Origin of the sequence: Microbacterium sp. Se5.02b (assembly GCF_019464375.1) — a bacterium.
GTDB lineage: Bacteria > Actinomycetota > Actinomycetes > Actinomycetales > Microbacteriaceae > Microbacterium.
On record NZ_CP080491.1, the window covers coordinates 2297298 to 2321035 of the forward strand.

The window sequence follows — 23738 nt, forward strand, 5'->3', positions numbered from 1 at the left end:
CGCCGCACGACGACACATCGCTTGATCCGATCCGCCGTGCTACTTCTTTTCCTTGCCCTCGACGTCGCCCGACAGCGCAGCGATGAACGCCTCCTGGGGGACCTCGACGCGTCCGACCATCTTCATGCGCTTCTTGCCCTCCTTCTGCTTCTCGAGGAGCTTGCGCTTGCGGGTGATGTCACCGCCGTAGCACTTGGCGAGCACATCCTTGCGGATGGCGCGGATCGTCTCGCGAGCGATGATGCGCGCGCCGATGGCCGCCTGGATCGGCACCTCGAACTGTTGACGAGGGATGAGCTTGCGCAGCCGCTCGGCCATCATCGTGCCGTAGGCGTAGGCCTTGTCTCGGTGGACGATGGAACTGAACGCGTCGACCTTCTCGCCCTGCAGGAGGATGTCGACCTTCACGAGGTCGGCCTCCTGCTGGCCCGAGGGTTCGTAATCGAGCGAGGCATACCCCTGCGTCTTGGACTTCAGCTGATCGAAGAAGTCGAACACGATCTCGCCGAGCGGCATGTTGTAGCGCAGCTCGACACGCTCCTCGGAGAAGTACTCCATGCCCAGCAGCGTGCCGCGTCTGGTCTGGCACAGTTCCATGACGGTGCCGACGTAGTCCTTGGGCAGCAGGATCGCGGCCTTCACCATCGGCTCCGAGACCGAGCCGATGCGTCCGTCCGGATACTCGCTCGGGTTCGTGACCGTCACGGTCTCGCCGGTGTCGCTGGTGAGCACTTCGTAGATCACGCTCGGCGCGGTCGTGATGAGGTCGAGGCCGAACTCCCTCGAGAGACGCTCGGTGATGATCTCCAGGTGCAGCAGGCCGAGGAAGCCGCAGCGGAATCCGAAGCCGAGGGCCACGGAGGTCTCCGGCTCGTACTGCAGCGAGGCGTCGGAGAGCTTGAGCTTGTCGAGCGCCTCGCGAAGCTCCGCGTAGTCGCTGCCGTCGATCGGGTAGATACCGGAGAAGACCATGGGCTTCGGGTCGGTGTAGCCGGGAAGCGCATCGGATGCGGGCTTCCTCGCCGTCGTGATCGTGTCGCCGACCTTCGACAGGCGCACGTCCTTCACACCGGTGATGAGGTAGCCGACCTCACCGACTCCGAGTCCCTTGGTGGGCGTCGGCTCGGGGCTGGACACCCCCACCTCGAGAGCGTCGTGGTTCGCGCCGGTCGACATCATCTGGATGCGCTCGCGAGGCGAGAGGCTCCCGTCCACCATGCGCACGTATGTCACGACGCCGCGGTACGCGTCGTAGACGGAGTCGAAGATCATCGCCCGTGCCGGGGCGTCCGCGTCGCCGACCGGCGCGGGGATCTCCTGCACGAGGCGGTCGAGCAGATCCTCGACGCCGACGCCCGTCTTGCCGGAGACCCGCAGCACGTCCTCGGGCTTGCCGCCGATGAGCGACGCCAGTTCCTTCGCGTACTTCTCGGGGTCCGCGGCGGGAAGGTCGATCTTGTTGAGGACCGGGATGATGTGGAGATCGTTCTCCAGCGCCAGGTAGAGGTTCGCCAGCGTCTGGGCTTCGATGCCCTGCGCCGCGTCCACGAGCAGGATCGCGCCCTCGCACGCCGCCAGCGAGCGCGAGACCTCGTAGGTGAAGTCGACGTGCCCCGGGGTGTCGATCATGTTGAGCGCGAAGGTCTGTCCGTCGAGCTCCCACGGCATGCGCACGGCTTGGCTCTTGATCGTGATGCCGCGCTCGCGTTCGATGTCCATGCGGTCGAGGTACTGCGCGCGCATGTCACGGTCGGAGACCACGCCCGTGATCTGCAGCATCCGGTCGGCGAGGGTCGACTTGCCGTGATCGATGTGGGCGATGATGCAGAAGTTGCGGATCTGCGCAGCCGGCGTCGAGGCAGGCTGAAGGGGTGTGAGAGCGCGTGGGGACATGTCCACTCGATTGTACGGTCAGGCGGCGCTAATCCCCGATTCCGGCATTCCGGTGATAGTCTCCCGAAGTTGCCCGGGAAAAATCCGTGACACCGGATCCCGTAAGCGATAAGACTCCGTCACAGACCCCGTGACGGCCGTCGCGTCGCGGGAGACGGTGGAGAAAGAAGCTGTTCCCACCCGACTCAGCGTTGCGTCGGCAGATCCCGAGCGCGTCTGTAGAAGAGAAAGACTGCCCCTTGATCAAGTACCTCTTGCGCCGAGCACTCGGCTGGCTGCTGATGATCGTGGTCGCGACGAACCTCACGTACTTCCTGGCGTGGGGATTCCTCGATCCGCGCAGCAACTACGTGGGACGACGCCCGCCGCTCACCGAAGAGCAGATCGTCAACGTCCTCGAACCCCGCAACCTGAGCGACACCGTCCCGCTGATCGAGCGGTGGTGGAACTGGCTCACCGCGATCCTGCTGCGCTGGGACTGGGGCGTGAGTCCGACCGGCGGCTCCGTCAACGAGCAGGTCGCGTACCGCATGTGGGTCAGCGCGGAACTGGTGCTCGGAGCGACGATCCTCACCACGATCCTCGGCATCGCGCTCGGCGTGTACACCGCGTCACGCCAGTACAAGCTCGCGGACCGGATCGGCCAGGCCACGAGCATCATCACCATGAACATCCCGATCGTCGTCGCGGCTTTCGGAATCGTCCTGATGGCGATCGCGCTGAACGACGCGACGGGCGTGCGCATCTTCTACGTGACCGGAAACGCGAGCCGCGGAGTCGAGGGATTCTTCCCCGTGCTCATAGACGTGCTGCAACATCTGACGCTGCCGACGATAGCCCTGGTGCTCATCGGCTACGCGGGCATCCACTTCCTGCAGAGGTCGCTCCTGCTGGACAACATCAGCGCCGACTACGTGCGGACCGCCCGCGCGAAGGGGCTGACCAAGCAGCAGGCGATCCGCAAGCACGCACTGCGGACCTCGCTGATCCCGGTCGCCACGCAGGTGGCGTTCACGATCCCCGCCGTGTTCACCGGCGCCGTCCTCACCGAGACGATCTTCGCGTGGAACGGCATGGGCAAGTACTTCATCGACGCCATCACGAAGAACGACATCCATGGCACCGTCGCCATCGCGGCCTTCGGGGCAGTGCTCACGGCGATCGGCGCCATCCTGGCCGACATCGCCGTCGTGGTTCTCGATCCTCGAGTGAGAGTGAGCTGACATGACCTCCGAAATGATCGACCCCACCGTCGAGGCCTCCGAGGTCGCTCCCGGTCCTGAGACGACGCGCGTCGCCACCCGCCGTCTGTCGAAGTGGACGCTGTACTCGCGCCGCTACGCCCGCAACAAGGGCGCGGTCGCCGGTCTCATCATCTTCGTGGTGCTCGTGCTGTTCGCGATCTTCGGACCGCTCATCGCGCGCTACGACCACATCGAGCTCGACTTCCTGCACCTGAGCAGCCCCCCGAGCGCCGAGCACTGGTTCGGCACCAACAACGCCGGCAACGACCTGTTCGCTCAGGTCGCCGTCGGGCTGCAGCGGTCCCTGATGATCGCCGTCACCGTCTCCGTGGGCGTGACGATCGTGTCGGCACTGGTCGGAACGGCGGCCGCGTACTTCGGCGGCTGGACCGAGCGGGTCACGTTGCTGGTCATCCACTTCATGATGGTCATCCCGAGCTTCCTCATCCTGGCGATGATCTCGAACAAGTCCGGTGGCGACTGGCGGGTGATCGCGTTCATCATGATCTTCGTGATCGGCTGGTACTTCCCGGCCCGCGTCATCTGGACGATGGCGCTGTCGCTCCGCGAGCGCGAGTACGTCAGCGCCGCGCGGTACATGGGAGTCCGCGGCATGCGGATCGTCGTGCGCCACCTGCTGCCCAACATCGGCTCCCTGCTCGTGATCAACTTCACCCTCGGCGTCGTGAACGCCGTCGTGGCCGAGACCGGACTCTCGTTCCTCGGGTTCGGCGTGAAGATCCCCGATGTGTCGCTCGGTGCGCTGATCGGCGCCGGATCGAGCTCGCTCATCACCTCGCCGTGGCTGTTCTACTTCCCCGCCGCGGCTCTGACCCTGCTGACCGTCTCCATGGCGTTGATCGCCGATGGTCTGCGCGACGCCCTCGATCCCACCTCTGCGGCTGGAGGCCGAGCATGAGCAACGTACTCTCCGTCCGCGATCTCACCGTCAGCTTCGCGTCCGAGGCCGGCCGCGTCGATGCCGTGCGAGGCGTGTCGTTCGACCTGGAGGCGGGCAAGACTCTGGGCATCGTCGGCGAGTCCGGATCCGGCAAGTCGGTCACCTCGCTCGCGATCATGGGCCTGCTCGACGAGAACGCCAAGGTCACCGGCTCGATCATGTACGACGGCCAGGAGCTGCTCGGCATGACCGACAAGCAGCTCTCCGTGATCCGCGGCAACGGCATGTCGATGGTGTTCCAGGACCCGCTGACGTCGCTGACCCCGGTGTTCACGATCGGCGACCAGCTCATCGAAGCCCTCACCGTCCACCGCAGCCTCTCGAAGAAGGATGCGTGGAACCGCTCGATCGAACTTCTCACGCTCGTCGGGATCAGCGAGCCCGAACGCCGCATGAAGTCGTTCCCACATGAGTTCTCGGGAGGAATGCGTCAGCGCGTCGTCATCGCGATCGCGATGGCGAACAACCCCAAGCTGATCATCTGCGACGAGCCGACCACAGCCCTGGACGTCACGATCCAGGCCCAGATCCTCGACCTCATCGAGAAGGCGCAGCAGGAGACCGGCGCCGCCGTGATCATGATCACCCACGACATGGGCATCGTCGCCCGCACCGCGGACGACGTCATGGTCATGTACGCAGGAAAGCCCGTCGAGCAGGCGCCGGTGCACGAACTGTTCCACAAGACCCGGATGCCGTACTCGATCGGCCTCCTCGGGGCCATCCCCCGCGTCGACAAGGCGGAGAAGGAACCGCTCACCCCGATCAAGGGAAACCCTCCCCTGCTCATCAACCTCCCCGACGCCTGCCCCTTCGCCGACCGCTGCCCCATCGTCATGGACGCATGCCGCACGCGAGAGCCCGAGCTGCTGCCCGTGGCCACAGGCTCCGGCGATGCGCACCGCGCCGCCTGCATCCGGTCGCACGAGATCGAGGACGGGGGACTCCTCGGCGGCCTTCCCGTGTACCCGGTCCGCGAGATCCCGGAGAGCGACCTGGCCAAAGTTCCTCGCGAACAGCGTCCGATCACGCTCGAGGTCAAGAACCTCACCAAGACGTTCCCGCTGCTCAAGGGTGCCTTCCTCAAGCGCAAGGTCGGCGAGGTGCACGCGATCAAGGGCGTCAGCTTCGACGTGCGCGAGGGCGAGACGATGGCCATCGTCGGCGAGTCCGGCAGCGGCAAGACGACCACGCTCCTGCAGATCATGGACATGGTCAAGCAGACCGACGGCGACATCGTGATCGCCGGCACGAGCGTCAACGACATCCACAGCCACAAGGTCGAGCGGAAACTGCGACGCGACATCCAGATCGTGTTCCAGGACCCCATGGGAGCCCTCGACCCGCGCATGACCGTGGCGGACATCATCTCGGAGCCGCTCTTCGCGATCGGCACCCCGAAGGAGGAGGCTCATCGACGCGTCGACGAGCTGATGGACCTCGTCGGGCTGAACCCGGCGCACAGCGACCGCTTCCCGCAGGCGTTCTCCGGTGGTCAGCGGCAGCGCATCGGCATCGCACGCGCGCTCTCGACCAACCCCAAGATCGTCGTGCTCGACGAGCCGGTCTCGGCCCTGGACGTCTCCATCCAGGCCGGCGTGATCAACCTGTTGGACGAGCTCAAGGCCAAGCTGGGCCTGTCGTACCTGTTCGTCGCCCACGACCTCTCGGTCGTCCGCCACATCGCGGACCGCGTGGCCGTGATGTACCTCGGCGACTTCGTCGAGCACGGCGATGTGGACGACGTGTTCGAGAACCCGCAGCACCCCTACACGCAGGCTCTGCTCTCGGCGATCCCGGTCCCGGACCCCGACATCGAGCGCACCCGTCGACGGGTCGTGTTCGACGCCGAGACCATGAGCACCCGTCCCGTGAGTGTGTGAGGGCGGACCTGAAACCGGATGCCACCTGATGTGGGTCACCGTCCGATAACGGTTAGGCGGTATTCACTTTCGACCGCTGTGATACGTCCAGGGCCGAACTATTCTTCCCCTTATGAAACGCCGAAAGGCGAAAGGAGCACCATGAAGAACAAGAAGTTGTTGGGGGCGATCGCGATCAGCGGCGCCCTCGCACTCGCCCTCGCGGGTTGCGCGAGCGGTTCCGGGAACAACGGAGGCGGGGACGACGGCGGCGAGAAGGTCGAGACCAAGGCGGCCGACTACAACCCGCAGCCGCGCGAGAACCTGAAGGAGGGCGGCGAGGTCAACTTCGAGATCAACGAGGTTCCGGAGCAGCTGAACGCCTTCAACAGCGACGCGAGCGCCGACACCGCACGTCTGTGGTACTACTACATGCCGCAGCTGCTTCTGGTCACGCCCGAGGGCGAGGTGCAGAAGAACGACGCCTACCTCGACGAGTACGAGATCGGTGAGGCGGACGGCAACACGACCGTCACCTTCACGTTCACGGACGAGGCGCACTTCAACGACGGCACGGACATGGACTGGACCGCCATCGACGCCACCTGGAAGGCGAACCGCTCCTACGACGAGGGCTTCAACCCGAACGCGACCGACGGTTACAAGCAGATCACCTCGGTCGAGCAGGGCGACAGCGCCAAGACGGCCGTCGTCACCTTCGACGGCGTCTACGCCTGGCCCTCCATGGCGTTCCTGACCGGCGGAGTGCTGAACCCGAAGCACGCCGACGTCGAGACGTTCAACAACGCGTACATCGGCAACCTCAACGCCGAGTGGGGCGCTGGACCGTACACGGTTGACGAGTTCGACGCGAACGCGGGCTTCGTGTCCTTCAAGCCGAACCCCGAGTGGTGGGGCAACGCTCCCCTGCTCGACAAGGTCACCTTCACGGCTCTCGAGGACGACGCCGCGATCAACGCCTTCAAGAACGGTGAGATCGACCAGGTCGAGGCCGGCAGCGAAGAGCGTCTGAAGCAGGTCGAGGACGTCGACGGCGCTGTCGTCCGTCGCGCTCAGCAGACCGCCAAGACGGTTCTCATGGTCGACGGCGACAAGCCGCAGTTCGAGGACGTGAACGTGCGCAAGGCGTTCTTCATGGGCGTCAACATCGACCAGCAGAAGCAGATCGCGTGGAACGGCCTCGGATACGAGGAGGAGCCGGCAGGCTCGCTGAACATGTACTCGTTCCAGGACGGCTGGAAAGACGCGTTCGGCGAGGCCGGACTGAAGTACGACGTCGAAGCTGCCAAGAAGCTGCTTGACGACGCCGGCTGGGTGGAAGGCGATGACGGCATCCGTGAGAAGGACGGCGTCAAGTTCTCGGTCGTCTACCCGATCTTCAGCAACAGCCCCGTCCAGGAGGCGCTCGCGAAGTCGCTGCAGGCTCAGCAGAAGGAGCTCGGCATCGACCTCCAGGTCGAGGTTCGTGCATCCGCTGACTTCTCGGACGACTTCACGTCCAAGAACTGGGACATCTTCGGTCTCCGCTTCACCGACTCCGACCCGTTCGGACCGGCGTGGATGTGCCAGATCTACTGCTCCGACAGTGGCCTGAACCTCTCTGCGACCGGCACGGCCGACATCGACAAGCAGATCGCTGACGAGGTCGAGTCGCAGAAGGACTCGGAGAGCTGGACCAAGGCCGCCATGGACCTCGAGCCGAAGATCATCGAGGAGACCTGGGGCGTCATCCCGCTCTACAACGGTCCGTCGATCTACGTGGTCCAGGAGGGCCTGGCGAACCTCACGCCGGAGCCTTACGTGGGCCTGGACCTCTTCGGAGTCACTCCGGTCGAGAACCTCGGCTGGGAGAAGTAACACCCTCTGACACGAATCGTGTCGAAGCGGGGCCGGTGGTGATCCACCGGCCCCGCTTTCCTTATGCTGAACGCGTGAGCGCCCAGATCGTCCTCGTCCACGGCATCCGCACGTCCGCGACCATGTGGCGTGCGCAGCGCGCCTACCTCGATGCGCGCGGGTACGCCGTCACGGCCGTCGACCTGCCGGGCCACGGCACCCGGATGGAAGAGGACTTCACTCTCCACGAAGCCCTCCACACGATCGATGCGGCTGTGCGCGCGGCCGCAGCCAACGGGCCCGTCGTGCTCGTCGGGCACTCCATGGGCGGTCTGCTCTGCCTTGCATACACGGGCGGGGCGCAGCGCCCGCCGGTCGCGGGACTGGTCGCGGCCGCGTGCACCTCTCTCCCCCACGGTGCCGGGCTCCGGGCCTACCGTCTGTTCGCCAGGGCCGTCGACGCGCTTCCCGACCGCGGGATGTGGCTCACCGCACGGATGCTCGAAGCCACTATCCCCCTCGAGACGCGGTCCGACTTCGCTGCGGGCGGCTATGCACTCGACACACAGGACGCCGCGCTCCGCAGCCTCGCCGCACTCGACATCGCCGCGGCCCTCCCCGGATCACGGTCCCGCTCTGGTTCGTGAACGGTCAGTACGATCAGCTGCGGCTCAACGAGTCCCTGTTCCGCCGACTCGCGCCGCACGCCGAACTGATCATCGTGCCCCGCACGACCCATCTGGTCACGGCCATGCGGCCGAGGATATTCAACGCCGTGCTGCAGCTCGCGATCGCGACAGTCGAACAGGCACCCGCGGGCTCATGAGCGCGCGGGCTGCCGTGCGCACGCGGTGAGCACTCCTCCGACGATCGAGAGGACAGCCGCGGCGACGAAGACCAGCCAGAACCCGCCGACCAACGCGACCAGCCCGGCTCCGAGCACCGGGCCGATCAACTGCCCGAGAGCCGCAGTGACGTTGACGATCCCGAGATCGCGTGCATGGTCCTGCTCGTCGGGCAGCAGATCAGCGGCGAATGCCAGCCCGACCGTCGAGAACGCGCCGTAGCCGAGGCCCATCAGCGCCGCGGCGACCAGCGTCATCTCGAACGTCGGGACGAGCGCGATGGCCACGCCGGACGCCGCCTGCACGACGGTGGCCGCGACGGCGAGCGTTCGCCGGTTCCCTGTGCGATCCGAGACCATCCCGGTCACCACCGACGCGATCACCACGAACACGGTGTAGACGACGATCAGCAGCAGGAGATTGTCCTGCGCGGTGGCACTCGGCTGGCCGAGGCCGTGCAGCAGGAAGAACAGGAACAGGGCGGTCCCCAACGCGTTACCGATGTTCGTCACCAGACGGCCGGAGAGCATCCAGGCGAAATCGCGATCACGCAACGAGGCGAGCGGACGACGTCCGAGCGGCTTCGGGCGCAGCGCCTCGGTGGTCGGCGGGTCCGGCAGGAGCAGCGCTGCCGCGGATCCGACGACGGCGATGACGGCCGCGAGCAGCAGGTATCCTCGCTGATGCCGAGGCCGAGCAGAACGACGAGACCGACACCGAGCACGATCCCCACCGCTTGACTCGAACCGACGGCGGCAGAAGCGGCGCCCCGTTGCGACGAAGGGAGCTGATCGGCGATGAGTGCCGTGAACGCCGCGGACGAGACCGCGACGCCCACCGACACCCCCACCCATCCCGCGCCCACGGCCCACGGCCCCTCGGCGATACCCGTGAGGACGAGGCAGACGGCCGTGAGACCGACGCCACCCAGAGCCCAGGGACGACGGCGATGACGCCCGGCAGCCCCGCGATCGGAGAGTGCGCCGGCGGCCGGACCCGCGATGATGCCGGCGAGACCGCCGATGCCGAGCACGAGACCGGACGAGACCACCCCGCGGATCCAGTCGTCTTCCGGCGTGTCCAGCTGCAGCGGCAGGAGCAGCTGGACCGGCGTGAGCTGCACGGTCCAGATCGCCAGCCATGCCAGCGTGAACAGCGACATCCAGCGGGCTCCCGCCCGCACGGTGCGCGTCCCCGTGACCCCGCTCATCCGGCCACCTCCGCCGCGGATGCCGCCGAACGCGAACGCGCGATGAGATCGCGGTACCACTCGTATGACGCCTTGGGTGTGCGCTCGCCGGTCGCGAAGTCCACGTGGACGAGCCCGAAGCGCTGGGTGTAGCCGTCCGCCCACTCCCAGTTGTCCAGCAGGGACCACACCGTGTACTCCTCTACCGGAACCCCGGCCCGGATTGCCTCGCCCACGGCCTCGATATGCCCGGACAGGCACTCGATCCTGTCGGCGTCGTCGATGCGCGCCGCACGATCCGGCTCGGGGAACGACGCACCGTTCTCTCCGATGATGACCGGAGGATGGTCGGGATGCCGTGTGTGCAGGTCCACGAGGAGATCCCGCAGGGCCGAAGGCATGATCGGCCATTCCGGGCCGAATCCGGTGACGGGCGCGCCCGGAGTCGGCACGATGTCGAACGGGACGGGGCTCTGCGTCTCCGCCGCGGTGACCGTGGTCGGGTTGTAGAAGTTGATGCCGTAGAAATCGATCGAGTGGCCGATCTCCGCAAGATCTCCCTCACGCACCGGCATCGGCGGCAGACCGAGCTCTTCGAGGTCCGGATACCCTCCTTCCAGCAGGGGCTCACTGAAGAGACGGTTGTGGATCAGGTCGTAGGCCGCCGCCGCTCGCCGGTCTTCGGCCGTGTCGCGCAGGGGCAGGACCCAGGTGTGGTTGTTGACGAGTCCGACGGCTCTGGCTCCGCGGCCACGCAGCACGGTGGCAGCTCGAGCGTGCGCCAGAAGCTGGTGATGCGCCGTCGGCAGCGCGCCGAAGAGCAGCTGTCTCCCCGGCGCGAGCGCACCGACCGCGTAACCCTGGAGAGTCGTCATCGCGGGCTCGTTCAGCGTGTACCAGTGTTCGACTCTGTCCCCGAGCGCATCGGCCACGATCTCGGCATACTCGGCGAAGCGATCGGCCGTGTCCCGGTCGAGCCAGCCGCCCTCGGCCTCGACAGCGCTCGGCATCTCCCAGTGGAAGAGGGTGGGGAACGGGACCACGTCGGACTCGAGCAGAAGATCGACGAGGCGGGAGTAGTGGTCGAGCGCCGCGGTGTCACCTGCTCCTCTGCCGTCCGGTTGCACGCGTGCCCACGGGATCGAGAATCGATAGCGGTCGAGTCCCAATCCCGCGGCGAGGGCGACATCGCTCTCCGGATCCCGGTAGCTGTCGCAGGCGGGCTCGGCGGTCGACCCGTCGATGATCGCACCCGGCACCTCGAGGAAGTCGTCCCAGATCGAACGCCCTCTCGCCCCGGTCGGGCGAGAGCCCTCGATCTGGAAGGCGGAGGTCGCCGCGGACCAGCGGAATCGGCCAGGCAGGGACGGGCGGGGGGATTCGCGGATCATCTGGCTTCCTTGACATCGACGTCGGGATAGTCATGATTCTGCACCCAGTGCCAGCAGGTGCGCGACCGAGTTTCGCGCATCTCCGGTCGTTTCGCGTCGGCGGCCCGTCTGCTGGTAGACTCGACTCTTGGCTTGCGTGTGGGTTCTTCCCTCACGACCGCTGTGCAGCAGCCCTCTTCTGCTGCCGGCATTCCGAACAATCCTGTACAGAAAGCGTCCACACGTGGCAAACATCAAGTCGCAGATCAAGCGCAACAAGACCAACGAGAAGGCTCGCGAGCGCAACAAGGCGGTCAAGAGCGAGCTCAAGACCGTCATCCGCACGACCCGCACGGCTGTCACCGCCGGCGACAAGTCGGCAGCCGAGGCAGGTCTGAAGAAGGCCTCCGTCAAGCTCGACAAGGCCGTCAGCAAGGGTGTCCTGCACAAGAACCAGGCGTCGAACCGCAAGTCGGCCCTCGCCAAGCAGGTCGCGTCTCTCTGAGCCGAATCACCTGAGAAAGGCCCGTCCCGTCACCGGGGCGGGCCTTCTTCGTGCCTGCAGCGAACTCGGCGCGCAGTCGACTATTCGCCGAACGGCTGACGGGTCGCGATCACCGTGACCATCCGCTCCAAAGCGAAGATCGGGTCGCGTGCCGCACCCTTGACCTCGCCGTCTGCGCGCGCCGTGGCCTGGATGGCCATCGAGCGACCGCTCGTTCCAGCCTGCGAGGTCGCGGCGCGCACGATCGACCTGCCAGTCCTTCATGCCCAGGCGCTGAGCGAGCTGTCGGCTGGGCTCGCGGTTGCCCGCGACGCGTGCCATGGTGCGCAACTTCATCGCGAAGGCCGCCACCATCGGTACGGGATCAGCCCCGGACGAGAGAGCGTGCCGCAGCGCGACGAGGGCCTCGCCGTATCGCCCGGCGATCGCCGTGTCTGCGACCACAAACGCGGAGACCTCGACGCGACCGCCGTAGTACTTGGTGACGGTCTCTTCGGTGATGTCGCCCTCGACGTCTCCGATGAGCTGCTGACAGGCGGCCGCGAGTTCGGTCAGGTCGTCGGCGAAGGCGGAGACCAGCGCCCGGAGAGCCGGAGGGGCGATGCGCTTCTTCGCGGCGCGGAATTCGCCCGCGGCGAAGTCGACCCGATCGCCGTCTCTCTTGATCGCCGGACAGGCGATCTCGATGCCCCCGCCGTTGCCGGCCCGGAGGGCGTCGAGCAGCTTCTTTCCGCGCACGCTCGCACCGGTGTGGCGGAGGATGACGGTCGCACCCTCCTGGGGGTTGTCGAGGTACGACACCGCTTCCTGGATGAACGCATCGGAGCACTTCTCGACCCCGGAGACGCGCACGAGACGCGGTTCACCGAACAGCGACGGCGAGGTCAGCGACAGCAGCGTGCCCGGAGCGTAGTCGTCTGCACGCACATCGCTGACCTCGAGAGCCGGATCCTCGGCGCGGAGGTAGTCACGGACCCCGGCGATCGCACGTTCGGCACAGACCTCTTCGGGCCCGGAGACGAGCACGAGCGGCGCGGGACGGGGTTCTCGCCACGACACCTGAGGGATCTTGGTCGGCTTCGCTCCACCGCGGGAAGGGGGACGCGAAGCTGCCATGTCTCCAGCCTACCGGGGCCCACCGACAGCGCTTCCCTCGGCGTCATCGCGTCGTCTTCTCGGTCCACACTCGCAGCTCGTCGCCCTGCACGCCCAGGAGGATGCGGCCGTGCCGCTCCGTGCGCAGCACCTGCGAGCCGGAGGCTTCGAGCAGGTCGAGCGTCTCTGCGCGGGGGTGCCCGTAGTCGTTGTCCGCACCGACGCTGACCAGCGCCGCCCGCGCGTGCACAGCCTGGTACAGCCCAGGATCCTGATCCGCACTGCCGTGATGCGCGACCTTGACCACGTCGTATCGACCCAGTCGGGCTGTGCGGAGCAGCATGCGCTGCGGCGCGGCCGAGAGGTCGCCGAGGTAGAGGGAGCGGGGCACCCCTCCCCGTCGAACTCCATCACCACGCTCGAGTCGTTGCCGGGAGGGAAGGCCACGGAGTCCCGCTGCGGCCACAGGACCCGCCAGCTCGCTCCGCCGAGCATCCCGTGCTGGCCTGCCGATGCCGCGTCGACGCGCGCACCCGCGCGGGCGAGTCCGTCGAGGAGACGGCCGTCCGACTCCTCCGACACGGGCCCATGGAGCACCGCGTCGACCCGCCCCATGACCGCCGAGGTCCCGCCCACATGATCGAGGTCGTAGTGGGTGAGCACGAGTAGATCGATCCGCTCGACCCCCAGCGCGCGGAGACACGCGGCCAGGGGCTCAGGGGCCGGCCCGGTGTCGATGAGCGCCACCGTGCCCGCCGACCGGATCAGGATCGCGTCACCCTGCCCGACGTCGCACGCCGCGATCGACCAGCCACCGGGCGCCGTCGCCGTCGCCAGCGGCCCGTCGAGAAGGATGCGGGCCCCCGACAGTGAGAGCACCACGATCACGACCGCGGCACCAGCGCGCCGCACGAACGCGAACCCGCGTGCGGCGCGCGGACCTCGCCCTGTTGCGGGCAGCCGGATCACGACGACGGCGATCGCCCCGCTCACGAGTGCCACCAGCGCAGCGCTCCCGACCCCTGCCGGAAGCAGCAGCTGCGCGCCGGGAAGACGAGCGGTCGTCGTGGCCGTCGTGGCTATCCACGCCGCTGGCAGCCAGGCGGATGACACGAGCAGGTCGGCAAGCGGCGGCACCGGCGCGGCGAGGCAGCCGAGGAGGCCGACGACGGTCGCGATCGGAGCCGCGGGTTCGGCGATGAGGTTCGCTGCGATCCCGATCAACGACTGCTGCTCCGCGAACAGAGCGATGATCGGCCCGCAGACCAGCTGCGCCGACACCGGCACGGCGACCGCCATCGCCACCGGTCGAGGCATGACTCTGCCGAGTCCTCCGGCGAGCGGACGTGCGAGGAGGATGAGCGCTCCGGATGCCGCCACGGAAAGGGCGAACCCCGGTGTCGCCGCGAGCCAGGGATCGGCGAGCAGTATCCCCACCGTGCAGAGGGAGAGCAGACCTGCTCCGGCGCTCGGCCTGCCCAGCAGGACGCTCAGCATCCCGACCGCAGCCATCACCGCCGCACGGATCACGCTCGGTTCCGGCGTGACGAGGATGACGAATCCGCCCAGACCGACGAGTGCGAGAAGAGCTCGCATCGCGCGACCGCCCCCGCATAGAGCCACCAGCCAGAAGATCCCGCCGACGACGATGGCGCAGTTGGCACCGGACACGGCGGTGAGATGGCTCAGCCCGCTCGTACGCATGTCGTCGTTCAGTTCCATCGAGACCGCTCGGGTGTCGCCGACCGCGAGTCCCGGGAGGAGGCCGGCACCGGGCTCCGGGAGCCGCGACGATCGCTCGGTGAAGGCGCGCTTGAGCGCCGCCGCCGCTCCGAACACCCCGGACGCCGGCACGACGATCTCTGTCTCGCTCGCGAAGATCACCAGCGCCGACCGCTCACCCGGTTCCGTCACTGCCGCTTCACCGACCACGCGGAGCCGAGCCCCGAGATCGAGTCCGTCCATCGGGGGCGCCCCGATGCGCACGGCCGAAGACAGCGCCGTCGGGTGCCCGGGAGCACCCATCGCGGACGTGGACGCCTCGACCCACATCCGCCCGTCGCGTCCGACCGACGCCGACGAAGTGATGTCGGCGGTGACTTCTACGACGCGACCGTCCCATGACATCGCCTCCTCCCTGGCCGGTGAGGCGATGCCGACCGCGAGGGCGCTGCCGACACCACCTGCCAGCAGCAGCAGTGCGAGCCCGGCAGCCGCGACGGACGACCTGCCACGGCGAGAACGAACGAACAGCGCGAGCACCACGAGCCCCGCGAGCCCCGCCGCCACCACGCCCCACGCGACGGTCGGCACCAGCACGCACAGCAGGGCGACGCCCCAGACCACGACGACGAGCGGCACGAGCCGCAGATCGCGTGGCTTCACACCCTGACCGCATCGCGCAGACCGGCGAGAAGCTTCTCGCCGATGCCGGGGACGGCCAAGAGATCGTCGACGGACCGGAACCGACCGTTGTCCTCTCGCCAAGCGATGATCCGCTCGGCAAGCGCGGGGCCGATCCGCGGCAGGGTCTCCAGCGCCCCCTGGTCGGCGGTGTTGAGATCGACCCGGTCATCGCCGGGTGCGTCCGCGACGGGAGCATCGGTCGCGACGCCGACCGTCGGCACCACGATCTGTTCCCCGTCTTCGAGAGTGCGCGCGAGGTTCACCGCCGCGAGGTCGGCCTCATCGGTCGTCCCGCCCGCAGCCGCGACGGCATCGACGAGGCGGGCGTTCAGGTCGAGGACGTACAGCCCCGGCCGCGCGACTGCGCCCAGCACATGCACATAGAGCTCACCGGCGGGCGCGTCGGTCGTCGTGACGTCCGTCAACGACAGGGAGTCCGACGGGGGCGCCTGGCCACGCAGCAGACCGAACCCCACAGCCGCCGACAGCACGACCAGGGCGAGCACCACGGCGGCCCCGACGCTCAGACGCAGCCGACGCCGAGGAGGACGTGGAGGAGTCTGCGGGGACGTCATCCGGCCACGCTAAGCGCGTGCGCCGGCCCCTCTCACCCGAGAGACGGCCGGCGTGGACAAGCCGGCAGGATCGACCGCTGTGGAGGACGGCGGCGCCGCGCCGGCGATCACCCAGGATCGACCGGCATGAAAGTCCGCTCAGCCCTCGACGACGAAGCTGACGATCTTCGGCGCCCGCACCACGACCTTCACGATCTCCCGGTCGCCGATCGAGCGGATCACGCGCTCGTCGGCCCTGGCCAGTGCTTCGAGCTCCGCTTCGCCGATGCGCGCCGGAACCTCGAGCTGTGCACGGACCTTGCCCCCACCTGGACCACGGCGGTGACCGAATCCTCGACGAGCAGGGCCGGGTCGGCCGAGCGCCAGGTGACGAGGCCGACGGAAGGCTCGTGCCCGAGCATCTCCCACATCTCCTCGGCCGTGTGCGGGGCGATGAGGTCGAGCATGACGGCGATCGTCTCGGCTGCTTCGCGCACGGCGGGGTCTGTGGCACCCGCGGCGCCGTCGATCGTCTTGCGGGTGACGTTGACGAGCTCCATGAGACGCGCGACGAGCACGTTGAACTTGGTCTGCTCGACGAGGGCGGGCGCCTCGGCCAGCAGCTTGTGCGTCGCACGTCGCAGCGCGGCGTCTCCGCCGTCGAAGACCACGTCCACCGCGCTGGAGACCTCGCCGGCGATGCGCATGGCCCGCGCCAGGAACTTCTGCGCGCCGGTCGTGGAGACGTCGGCCCAGTCCTTGTCGTCTTCCACCGGGCCGGCGAACGCCAGACCGACGCGGAGCGCATCCGCGCCGTGCGCGTCGAGCTCTTCCTGGAACAGCACGAGGTTGCCCTTGCTCTTCGACATCTTGGTGCCGTTGAGGATGACCATGCCCTGGTTGATCAGGTTCGAGAACGGCTCCGTGAAGTCGATCAGCCCCATGTCGAACAGGACCTTCGTGATGAAGCGCGCGTAGAGCAGGTGCAGGATCGCGTGCTCGACCCCGCCGATGTACGAGTCGACGGGCGCCCAGCGGTCGGCCTGCGCCGGGTCGAAAGCCACGGTGTCGCTGTTCGGCGAGAGGAACCGCAGGAAGTACCAGGAGCTGTCCACGAAGGTGTCCATGGTGTCGGGGTCGCGCAGAACGGGGTCACCCGTCTCGGGGTCGGTCGTGCGCACCCAGCTCTCCGCGCCACCGAGCGGCGACGTGCCCTTCGGGGCGAGGTCGAGGCCTTCCACGCTCGGCAGCTTCACCGGCAGCTGGTTCTCCGGCACCGGGATGATCCGACCGTCCTCGGCGTGCAGCATCGGGATCGGCGTGCCCCAGAAACGCTGACGCGAGATGAGCCAGTCGCGCAGACGGTAGTTCTTCGCGGCACGTCCGGTGCCCGACGCCTCGAGCTGCTCGATCGCCCGCGCGATCGCGTTCCGCTTGGACAGGCCGTTCAGCGCACCCGAGTTGATCATGCGACCCTCGCCCGTCAGCGCCACTCCGGTGGATGCCGGGTTCTGCTCGTCGAGTGCGGCGCCCGTGTCGATCGGCACCCCGTCCTCGTCGACCTCGATCACCGGCATCGCCCCCGTGATCGGTGCCGTCGTGTCGACGACGACCTTCACGGGCAGGTCGAAGGCGCGGGCGAAGTCCAGGTCGCGCTGGTCGTGCGCGGGGACGGCCATCACGGCGCCGTGGCCGTAATCGGCGAGCACATAGTCGGCCGCCCACACCGGCAGCCTCTCGCCGTTGACGGGGTTGATCGCGTAGCGCTCCAGGAAGACACCGGTCTTCGGGCGGTCCGTGGACTGCCGATCGATGTCGGTCTCCTTCTGCACCTGCTCCAGATAGGTCTGGAAGCGCAGCCGCACCTCGTCCGGCGCACCGGCGGCGAGCTCGGCAGCCAGGTCGGAGTCGGGTGCCACGACGAAGAACGTCGCGCCGTGCAGGGTGTCCGGCCGCGTCGAGAAGACCGTGACAGGCTCGTCCCGGCCCTCGATCACGAAGTCGACGTCGGCGCCGACCGAGCGTCCGATCCAGTTGCGCTGCATCTGCAGCACCTTGTGCGGCCAGAAGCCCTCGAGCTGGTTCAGGTCGTCGAGCAGACGGTCGGCGTAGTCGGTGATGCGGAAGTACCACTGCGTGAGCTTCTTCTTGACGACCTCGGCGCCGCAGCGCTCGCAGCGCCCGTCGACGACCTGCTCGTTCGCCAGCACCGTCTGGTCGTTGGGGCACCAGTTGACCGGACTCTTCTTCCGATAGGCCAGGCCGCGCTCGTACAGCTTGAGGAACAGCCACTGGTTCCAGCGGTAGTACTCGGGGTCGGAGGTGTGCAGCACACGCGTCCAGTCGAACGAGACTCCATAGGCCTGGAATCCCTCCTTCTGCTGCGCGATGTTCTGATAGGTCCATTCGCGCGGATCGGCTCCGCGACGGATCGCCGCGTTCTCGGCGGGCAGCCCGAAGGAGTCCCAGCCGATCGGGTTAAGCACGTTGTGTCCGCGGTGGCGCCAGAATCGGGCGACGATGTCGGAGTACAGGTAGTTCTCCGCATGCCCCATGTGCAGGTCGCCCGAGGGATAGGGGAACATCGCGAGCACGTAGCGCCGCGGTCGTGTGTCGTCGTCGCCGCCGGTGAGGAACGTCCCGTTCTCCGCCCAGTACGTCTGCCACTTCTTCTGGATGGCGTGCGCCGACGGAGTCTCGTCGTCGGCAGGAGCGGTGGACAGGTTCTCAGACAACGAACGCACGACCAATCTGATGGAAAAAGCGGGATCAGTTCAGGATATCGGAACCCCAGAGGGCGGGCATTCCGGCGCCCAACGCCGCGAGCGGCGCCCTGGCCTTGGTCGCGACCTCAGCGACCTCCGTGGCGGCGACCGAGAGCCATGTGATGCCTCCGCCCGCGCCGACGACAGCCTGCTCCGGTTCGATCACGATGCTGCGGATGACCATCGCGAGGTCGAGCGCGCCGTCGACGCCGATGTAGCCGAAGCACCCGGCGTAGACACCCCGCGGTCCGCCCTCCAGCTCGTGGAGCCTGGTCATCGCCGAGAGTTTGGGGGCGCCCGTCATGCTCCCGGCGGGGAAGGTCGCGTCGAGCAGCGCGCCGACCGTGGTCCTCTCCGCTGCGACACCGCTCACCGTGCTCACGAGCTGGTGCACGGCGGGATAGCTCTCGACGACCCAGAGCCCGTCGACGCGGATGCTGCCAGGCACGCAGACCCGCGAGAGGTCGTTGCGCATGAGGTCGACGATCATCACGTTCTCCGCCCGCTCCTTGCGGTCGACCGCGAGCTCCGCGGCGAGCGCGGCATCCTGCACCGGGTCTGCACCGCGGGGACGGGTGCCCTTGATGGGGCGCGTGCGGAGGACTCCCCTTCGGCGCGGAGGAACTGCTCGGGGCTCGCGCTCAACAGGGTGCGGTCGCCGATGCGGACGAATCCCCGTGGTGCGCCGGGGTCGCGGATCGGAGTCTGGCGTACACGGCGACCGGATCGTGGACGCCGGCGACGGTGAAGCGGGTCGTGAGACACAGCTGGTAGGCGATGCCGGCGCGGATGAGGTCTCGACACCGTTCGATCAGCGCCTCGTACTCCTGGGGATCGTGTCGGGGCTCGGCGACCAGATGGAGGTCTCCGAGGTCTTCGCGTGGCGGAGCGATGCCCTCGGCGGGAGCCCCTGCACGGAGGGTGTCCGCCGCCCAGGTCTCGATCTCCCCGTCATCACAAAGCGCCCAGGTCTGCCGGCGAGCGTGGTCGAAGGCGACGACGTGGGTGGCCCTCACCCAGGCCCCGCCCGTGGTGTCGACGGGTCCGGCGATCGGAGCTCCGGCGGCGGTGGCTCCGCTCTCGTAGTCGAGCCAGCCCACCCAGCCGCCGCGGAACGGCGGCAGGGATGCGTCGTCATCGGCGGGAGTGACGTCGAGCCGCGTGTCGACGGGAACCGTCGAGCGCTCCCCTGTCCCGACGAAGCTCCACCCCTCCGTCGCCTCCGCGCCCGCGTCGAGCCAGAACACATCGGAGGCCCGCGCCTCGAGCATCGCGAACACCGCAGACGGCTCCGCCCAGACGGGAAGCGGTCGCGCACTCAGCTGTTCCGGCACCTTTCCAGCCTAGGTCCGGTCCGCTCCCGTATTCTCATCACGTGGACGACCTCCTGCTCTGGCTCCTCGACACCGTGCAGTCGATCGATCCGGTCACGCGCACTCTGGTCGCCGGTGTCGCCGTCATGCTGGAGACCAGCATCCTGATCGGGCTGATCGTCCCCGGCGACACCATCGTCATCATCGCCTCGATGGGCGTCGCCACGGTGTGGGAAGGCATCGCGATGGGTGTCGCGGTCGTGATCGGCGCGCTGATCGGCGAGAGCATCGGGTTCTGGCTCGGTCGCTGGCTCGGCCCCCACATCCGCGTGTCCTGGCTGGGGCGGAAGATCGGCGAGCACAACTGGGTGCGCGCCGAGAACTACCTCGCCCGCCGTGGGGGCATCGCGATCTTCCTCTCCCGCTTCCTGCCGGTGCTCCATTCCCTGGTCCCGCTCACCGTCGGCATGAGCGAGTACCCGTATCGCCGGTTCCTGGCATGGACGGCCCCCGCCTGCGCTCTCTGGGCGACCGCGTACGTGAGCGTCACGTCGCTCGCGGCCGGCAGCTTCCGCGAGCTCGTCGACCGGGTGCACTTCGCGGGGTACATCTTCGTCGGGGTCATCGCCCTCTTCCTGCTCCTCGCCTACCTCGGCAAGAAGCTGCTGCAACGCCTCGAGGCTCGTCACCTGGAGGCTCCGGAGGCGGAGGTCGACGCCGACGTGAAAGACTGAACCAATGGCATCCGCACCCCCGGCGCCCCGGATCCACTGGTTCGCCCGACTCGAACACCGCTTCCATGTGTGGCGAGAAGGTCGCGCGCGCCGTCGCGGCCGCGTCGCGACGATCCTGCCGTTCCCCGGCTACGGCGGGCCGGGCTGGGTCCGTGTGGTCGGCCGCGTGCTGATCGTCCCCCGCAGCGTCGCACCCGCGACGGCGAGCCGGCGAGCGTGCGCGGATGGCGGAGCTTCGTCGGGATCCCGGTCGGCTTCGCCTCGGTGAGCGTGCACTTCGGCGACACCACGCATCAGGTGGTCGCCGATCGCGGCGGCGTCGTGGACGCGATGATCCGCGTGGATCTCGAACCGGGGTGGCAGACGTTCACCTTCTCGGTCGAGGGTCAGGAGCCGATCGAGGCGCGCGCGTTCGTCGTGGCCGAGGGAACGCGGTTCGGCGTCGTGTCCGACGTCGACGACACGGTGATGGTGACCGCGCTGCCTCGTCCGTTCATCGCGTTCTGGAACTCCTTCGTTCTGGATGAGCACGCGCGTCTGCCTGTCCCCGGCATGGCCGTGCTTCTCGACCAGCTGCTGCGTCAGCACCCTGGCGCACCGATGGTGTACCTGTCGACAGGGGCGTGGAACGTCGCACCGACGCTGTGGCGCTTCCTCGGTCGTCATCTCTTCCCCGCCGGGTCGATGCTGCTCACGGACTGGGGGCCGACGCACGAGCGTTGGTTCCGCAGCGGCCGCGAGCACAAGCTCACCAACCTGCGCCGGCTCGCCACCGAGTTCCCCGACGTGAAGTGGCTCCTGATCGGCGACGACGGTCAGCATGACGAGGCCATCTACAGCCAGTTCATGGAGGAGCACCCCGAATCGGTCGCGGGTGTCGCCATCCGGCGTCTTCTGCCCGCCGAGGCTGTGCTCGCGGGCGGGCGTGCGGGGCGGGAACCGCACTCCGAGGATGTCGCGCCGTGGGTGAGCGCGGAGGACGGCGCCGGGCTGCGAGATCTGCTCGGTGAAGCCGGCATCCTGCGCTGACGAGCACCTGTCGACATGAACCTCGCTGACGGGGCGCTGACCCGCGAATCATGGCTCCTGCGGGAGCAGACGCATCAGGCGCGCGCGGATGCGCTGACCGCTGCGCATCGCCGGCGCGCGGCGCACGACGAGAAGCACCCCGTGTGGGACTTCCTCTTCACCTACTACTCCTTCAAGCCGGCGCAGCTGCGACGCTGGCATCCGGGTGCCGGGATCGAGCTGGAGGATGCCAGGGAGCGTCTCTCGTGGCGCTGGTACTCTCCCGGATCCGAGGAGGGGTCCGTCGTCCCCGATGCCGACTCCTTCGGCGCGGACAAGCCCGAGCTCGCCGCCCTCGTGGAGCGGATGCTGCGCCGCACGGCATCCCGTCCTGGACAGTTCGGATGCTTCGGGCTGCACGAGTGGGCGATGGTCTATCGCGCGGAGGAGCATCGGCATGCCGTGCCGCTTCGGCTCGGACAGGCAGGCACGGATGCGGTCGTCGAGAGCCACGACCTCCGCTGCACGCACTTCGACGCCTTCCGGTTCTTCACCCCGCAAGCGGTCCCGCGCAATCGCACCCCGTTGAGCCGTGACGACCAGCCGCTGTTCGAGCAGCCAGGGTGTCTCCACGCGGGCATGGATCTGTACAAGTGGGCCACCAAGCTCGGGCCGCTGATCCCGGGCGAGCTCCTTCTCGACACGTTCGAGCTCGCGCGCGATATCCGTCTCCTCGACATGCAGGCCGCGCCGTACGACCTCGCCGCGTGGGACGTCGTTCCCGTGCCGATCGAGACGCCCGAGGGGAAGGCGGAGTACGTGCGGCGACAGCGAGGTTTCGCGGAGCGCGGAGCCGCCCTGCGAACCGCGCTGCTGAACGCCTGGCTCGGCGAGGGCGCACCCGAGGCGGCGTGAGCCTCACCCCACGGGATCGCAGTCGGGACACACCGCCCAGTGCGCGGTGCTCGCCGCCACCCGCATCCGGAGGGTGACCACCCGGACAGCAGCCTCTTCGAGCCTCTGCGCCGGCAGCGTCCCGGCATCGACGGCCGCCGCGATCCCCGCCGCCATGTTCTGCGCCGTCCGGGTGTCGGAGCCGGCGATCATGAGCACCAGGTCATTGCCGGCGGCGATCGCGGCCACACCGTTCGCGACCGGGTCGGCGTAGGCCGGATTCCCCGACGACAGCAGCATCCCGAGATCGTCGGTCACCGCCACCCCCTCGAAGCCGAGATCGTCTCTGGCGATCTGGTGCCACCTCGGCGAGAGGGACGCGGGCAGCGGATCGACGGCGGTGTAGGCGAGATGTCCGTACATCAGCAGATCCGCCCCCGCATCGATACCCGCCCGGAAGGGGGCAGCCTCCGTCTCGCGCCACTGGTCGAGTCCCCTGTCCGTCGTGGGGATCGCGTGATGGGAGTCTCCCGGCGCGGCACCGTGTCCGGGGAAATGCTTCAGGGTGGACGCGACGAACTGCTCCTGCGCCGCCGTCGCAGCCGCGACCCTGTCTGCAGCGCCGACCGCGTCGGTGCCGAGCGCCCGACCATAGATGAAGCTGCCCGCATCCGGGGTGAAATCCGCCACGGTCCCGAAGTTCACCGTGATGCCCGCGCGTGCGACCAGGGCACCGCGCGCCGAGAACGCATCCGCCGTGTCGGAGACCGGACGATTCTTGAGCGACGTCGAGGCCGCGAAGTCGTCGCCGTGCAGGCGCGACACGATTCCCCCCTCCTGGTCGACGGCGATCAGTGGAGGAAGTCGGGGATCGAGGGTCAGCGCGCTCGTCAGGCCCTGCAGTGCGGCCTCGGATTCCGGGATGTTCGCCCCCATCAGGATGAAGCCGCCGAGCCCTGACTCCATATAGGCGCGGAGCGCCGCCGGATCGGTTCCCGCGACGTGCCCCATGACCACGGTCGACGCCTGCTCGGCCACCGTCATCCCCTGCACCAGCGAAGCAGCGCGCGCGGATGGCGTCGTGGCCGGAGTCGTGCTCGACGTCGCGGCCGGAACGGGAGCCGGGGTCGATGTCGCAGGAACGACGGATGCCGACGCCGTGGTCGTGGCGCACAGGCCGACCATCGCAGCGATGACCACCGCCCCCGCCGTCCGTCTGCGGTACCGGGACATGAGGACTCCT

At 68.1% G+C, this 23738-nt stretch carries 16 protein-coding genes and 4 pseudogenes; 10 read left to right on the plus strand and 10 right to left on the minus strand.

Annotation, left to right across the window (positions count from 1 at the left end):
• Nucleotides 1-39: 39 nt before the first annotated feature.
• Nucleotides 40-1893 carry a translation elongation factor 4 gene (lepA, locus tag K1X59_RS11400; protein WP_183150199.1) on the minus strand — a complete coding sequence of 618 codons (1854 nt, stop codon included), beginning with the start codon at nucleotides 1891-1893 and terminating at the stop codon, nucleotides 40-42.
• A 239-nt stretch (nucleotides 1894-2132) separates the two neighbouring features.
• Between lepA and K1X59_RS11405 the strand changes: the two genes are divergently transcribed.
• From K1X59_RS11405 to K1X59_RS22445, 6 genes are all read left to right on the plus strand, one after another.
• Nucleotides 2133-3116, plus strand: coding sequence for an ABC transporter permease (locus tag K1X59_RS11405; RefSeq protein ID WP_183150200.1), 984 nt, complete (start codon nucleotides 2133-2135; stop codon nucleotides 3114-3116).
• Between the two features lies 1 nt (nucleotide 3117).
• On the plus strand, nucleotides 3118-4056 hold the full coding sequence (locus K1X59_RS11410; protein ID WP_183150201.1) for an ABC transporter permease: 939 nt from the start codon (nucleotides 3118-3120) through the stop codon (nucleotides 4054-4056).
• A complete protein-coding gene (locus K1X59_RS11415; RefSeq protein WP_183150202.1) occupies nucleotides 4053-5981 on the plus strand; it encodes an ABC transporter ATP-binding protein in 1929 nt (642 codons plus the stop codon). Before K1X59_RS11410 ends, K1X59_RS11415 begins: the two co-directional genes overlap by 4 nt.
• A gap of 141 nt (nucleotides 5982-6122) precedes the next feature.
• The gene (locus K1X59_RS11420) at nucleotides 6123-7838 is read left to right on the plus strand and encodes an ABC transporter family substrate-binding protein (protein WP_183150203.1); all 1716 of its coding nucleotides are present in this window, start codon (nucleotides 6123-6125) and stop codon (nucleotides 7836-7838) included.
• Between the two features lie 74 nt (nucleotides 7839-7912).
• Nucleotides 7913-8464 carry an alpha/beta fold hydrolase gene (locus K1X59_RS11425; protein WP_309491569.1) on the plus strand — a complete coding sequence of 184 codons (552 nt, stop codon included), beginning with the start codon at nucleotides 7913-7915 and terminating at the stop codon, nucleotides 8462-8464.
• Nucleotides 8461-8643, plus strand: a complete 183-nt coding sequence (locus K1X59_RS22445; protein WP_309491570.1) for a hypothetical protein — start codon at nucleotides 8461-8463, stop codon at nucleotides 8641-8643. The genes K1X59_RS11425 and K1X59_RS22445 overlap by 4 nt, the downstream gene beginning before the upstream one ends.
• Here K1X59_RS22445 and K1X59_RS21405 read toward each other — a convergent pair.
• Genes K1X59_RS21405 through K1X59_RS11435 form a run of 3 tightly spaced genes read right to left on the minus strand, consistent with a single transcriptional unit; the run spans nucleotide 8638 to nucleotide 11242 of the window.
• Nucleotides 8638-9288: an MFS transporter gene (locus K1X59_RS21405; protein ID WP_244632586.1), complete on the minus strand. Its 651-nt coding sequence runs from the start codon at nucleotides 9286-9288 to the stop codon at nucleotides 8638-8640. The genes K1X59_RS22445 and K1X59_RS21405 overlap by 6 nt on opposite strands.
• Nucleotides 9171-9872: an MFS transporter gene (locus K1X59_RS21410; RefSeq protein ID WP_244631923.1), complete on the minus strand. Its 702-nt coding sequence runs from the start codon at nucleotides 9870-9872 to the stop codon at nucleotides 9171-9173. Before K1X59_RS21410 ends, K1X59_RS21405 begins: the two co-directional genes overlap by 118 nt.
• Complete coding sequence (locus K1X59_RS11435) at nucleotides 9869-11242, minus strand: glycoside hydrolase family 1 protein (protein ID WP_183150204.1); 1374 nt, start codon at nucleotides 11240-11242, stop codon at nucleotides 9869-9871. The genes K1X59_RS21410 and K1X59_RS11435 overlap by 4 nt, the downstream gene beginning before the upstream one ends.
• Nucleotides 11243-11465: 223 nt before the next feature.
• Between K1X59_RS11435 and rpsT the strand changes: the two genes are divergently transcribed.
• Nucleotides 11466-11726 (plus strand): 30S ribosomal protein S20, encoded by a 261-nt coding sequence (gene rpsT / locus K1X59_RS11440; RefSeq protein ID WP_183150205.1) that lies wholly within the window; start codon nucleotides 11466-11468, stop codon nucleotides 11724-11726.
• 80 nt (nucleotides 11727-11806) lie between these two features.
• On the opposite strand, the pseudogene holA reads toward rpsT, so the two are convergent.
• The 5 genes and pseudogenes from holA to K1X59_RS22875 all read right to left on the minus strand — a co-directional run bounded on the left by holA (nucleotide 11807) and on the right by K1X59_RS22875 (nucleotide 19880).
• A pseudogene (gene holA, locus K1X59_RS11445) lies at nucleotides 11807-12842 on the minus strand (DNA polymerase III subunit delta).
• Between the two features lie 9 nt (nucleotides 12843-12851).
• Nucleotides 12852-15206, minus strand: coding sequence for a ComEC/Rec2 family competence protein (locus K1X59_RS11450; protein ID WP_258566813.1), 2355 nt, complete (start codon nucleotides 15204-15206; stop codon nucleotides 12852-12854).
• The gene (locus tag K1X59_RS11455) at nucleotides 15203-15802 is read right to left on the minus strand and encodes a ComEA family DNA-binding protein (RefSeq protein ID WP_183150207.1); all 600 of its coding nucleotides are present in this window, start codon (nucleotides 15800-15802) and stop codon (nucleotides 15203-15205) included. Before K1X59_RS11455 ends, K1X59_RS11450 begins: the two co-directional genes overlap by 4 nt.
• Before the next feature lie 138 nt (nucleotides 15803-15940).
• Nucleotides 15941-18516, minus strand: a pseudogene (gene leuS / locus K1X59_RS11460) (leucine--tRNA ligase).
• Nucleotides 18517-18550: 34 nt separating this feature from the next.
• Nucleotides 18551-19880, minus strand: a pseudogene (locus K1X59_RS22875) (anthranilate synthase component I family protein).
• A gap of 41 nt (nucleotides 19881-19921) precedes the next feature.
• Between K1X59_RS22875 and K1X59_RS11470 the strand changes: the two are divergent.
• The 3 genes and pseudogenes from K1X59_RS11470 to K1X59_RS11480 all read left to right on the plus strand — a co-directional run bounded on the left by K1X59_RS11470 (nucleotide 19922) and on the right by K1X59_RS11480 (nucleotide 22516).
• Nucleotides 19922-20593, plus strand: a complete 672-nt coding sequence (locus K1X59_RS11470) for a DedA family protein (protein WP_183150208.1) — start codon at nucleotides 19922-19924, stop codon at nucleotides 20591-20593.
• A gap of 4 nt (nucleotides 20594-20597) precedes the next feature.
• Nucleotides 20598-21622, plus strand: a pseudogene (locus K1X59_RS11475) (App1 family protein).
• A 15-nt stretch (nucleotides 21623-21637) separates the two neighbouring features.
• Complete coding sequence (locus tag K1X59_RS11480; protein WP_183150209.1) at nucleotides 21638-22516, plus strand: 3-methyladenine DNA glycosylase; 879 nt, start codon at nucleotides 21638-21640, stop codon at nucleotides 22514-22516.
• Nucleotides 22517-22519: 3 nt separating this feature from the next.
• Here K1X59_RS11480 and K1X59_RS11485 read toward each other — a convergent pair whose 3' ends face one another.
• Entirely contained in the window at nucleotides 22520-23728 is a 1209-nt protein-coding gene (locus tag K1X59_RS11485; protein WP_244631927.1) for a glycoside hydrolase family 3 N-terminal domain-containing protein, read from the minus strand.
• Nucleotides 23729-23738 lie beyond the last annotated feature (10 nt).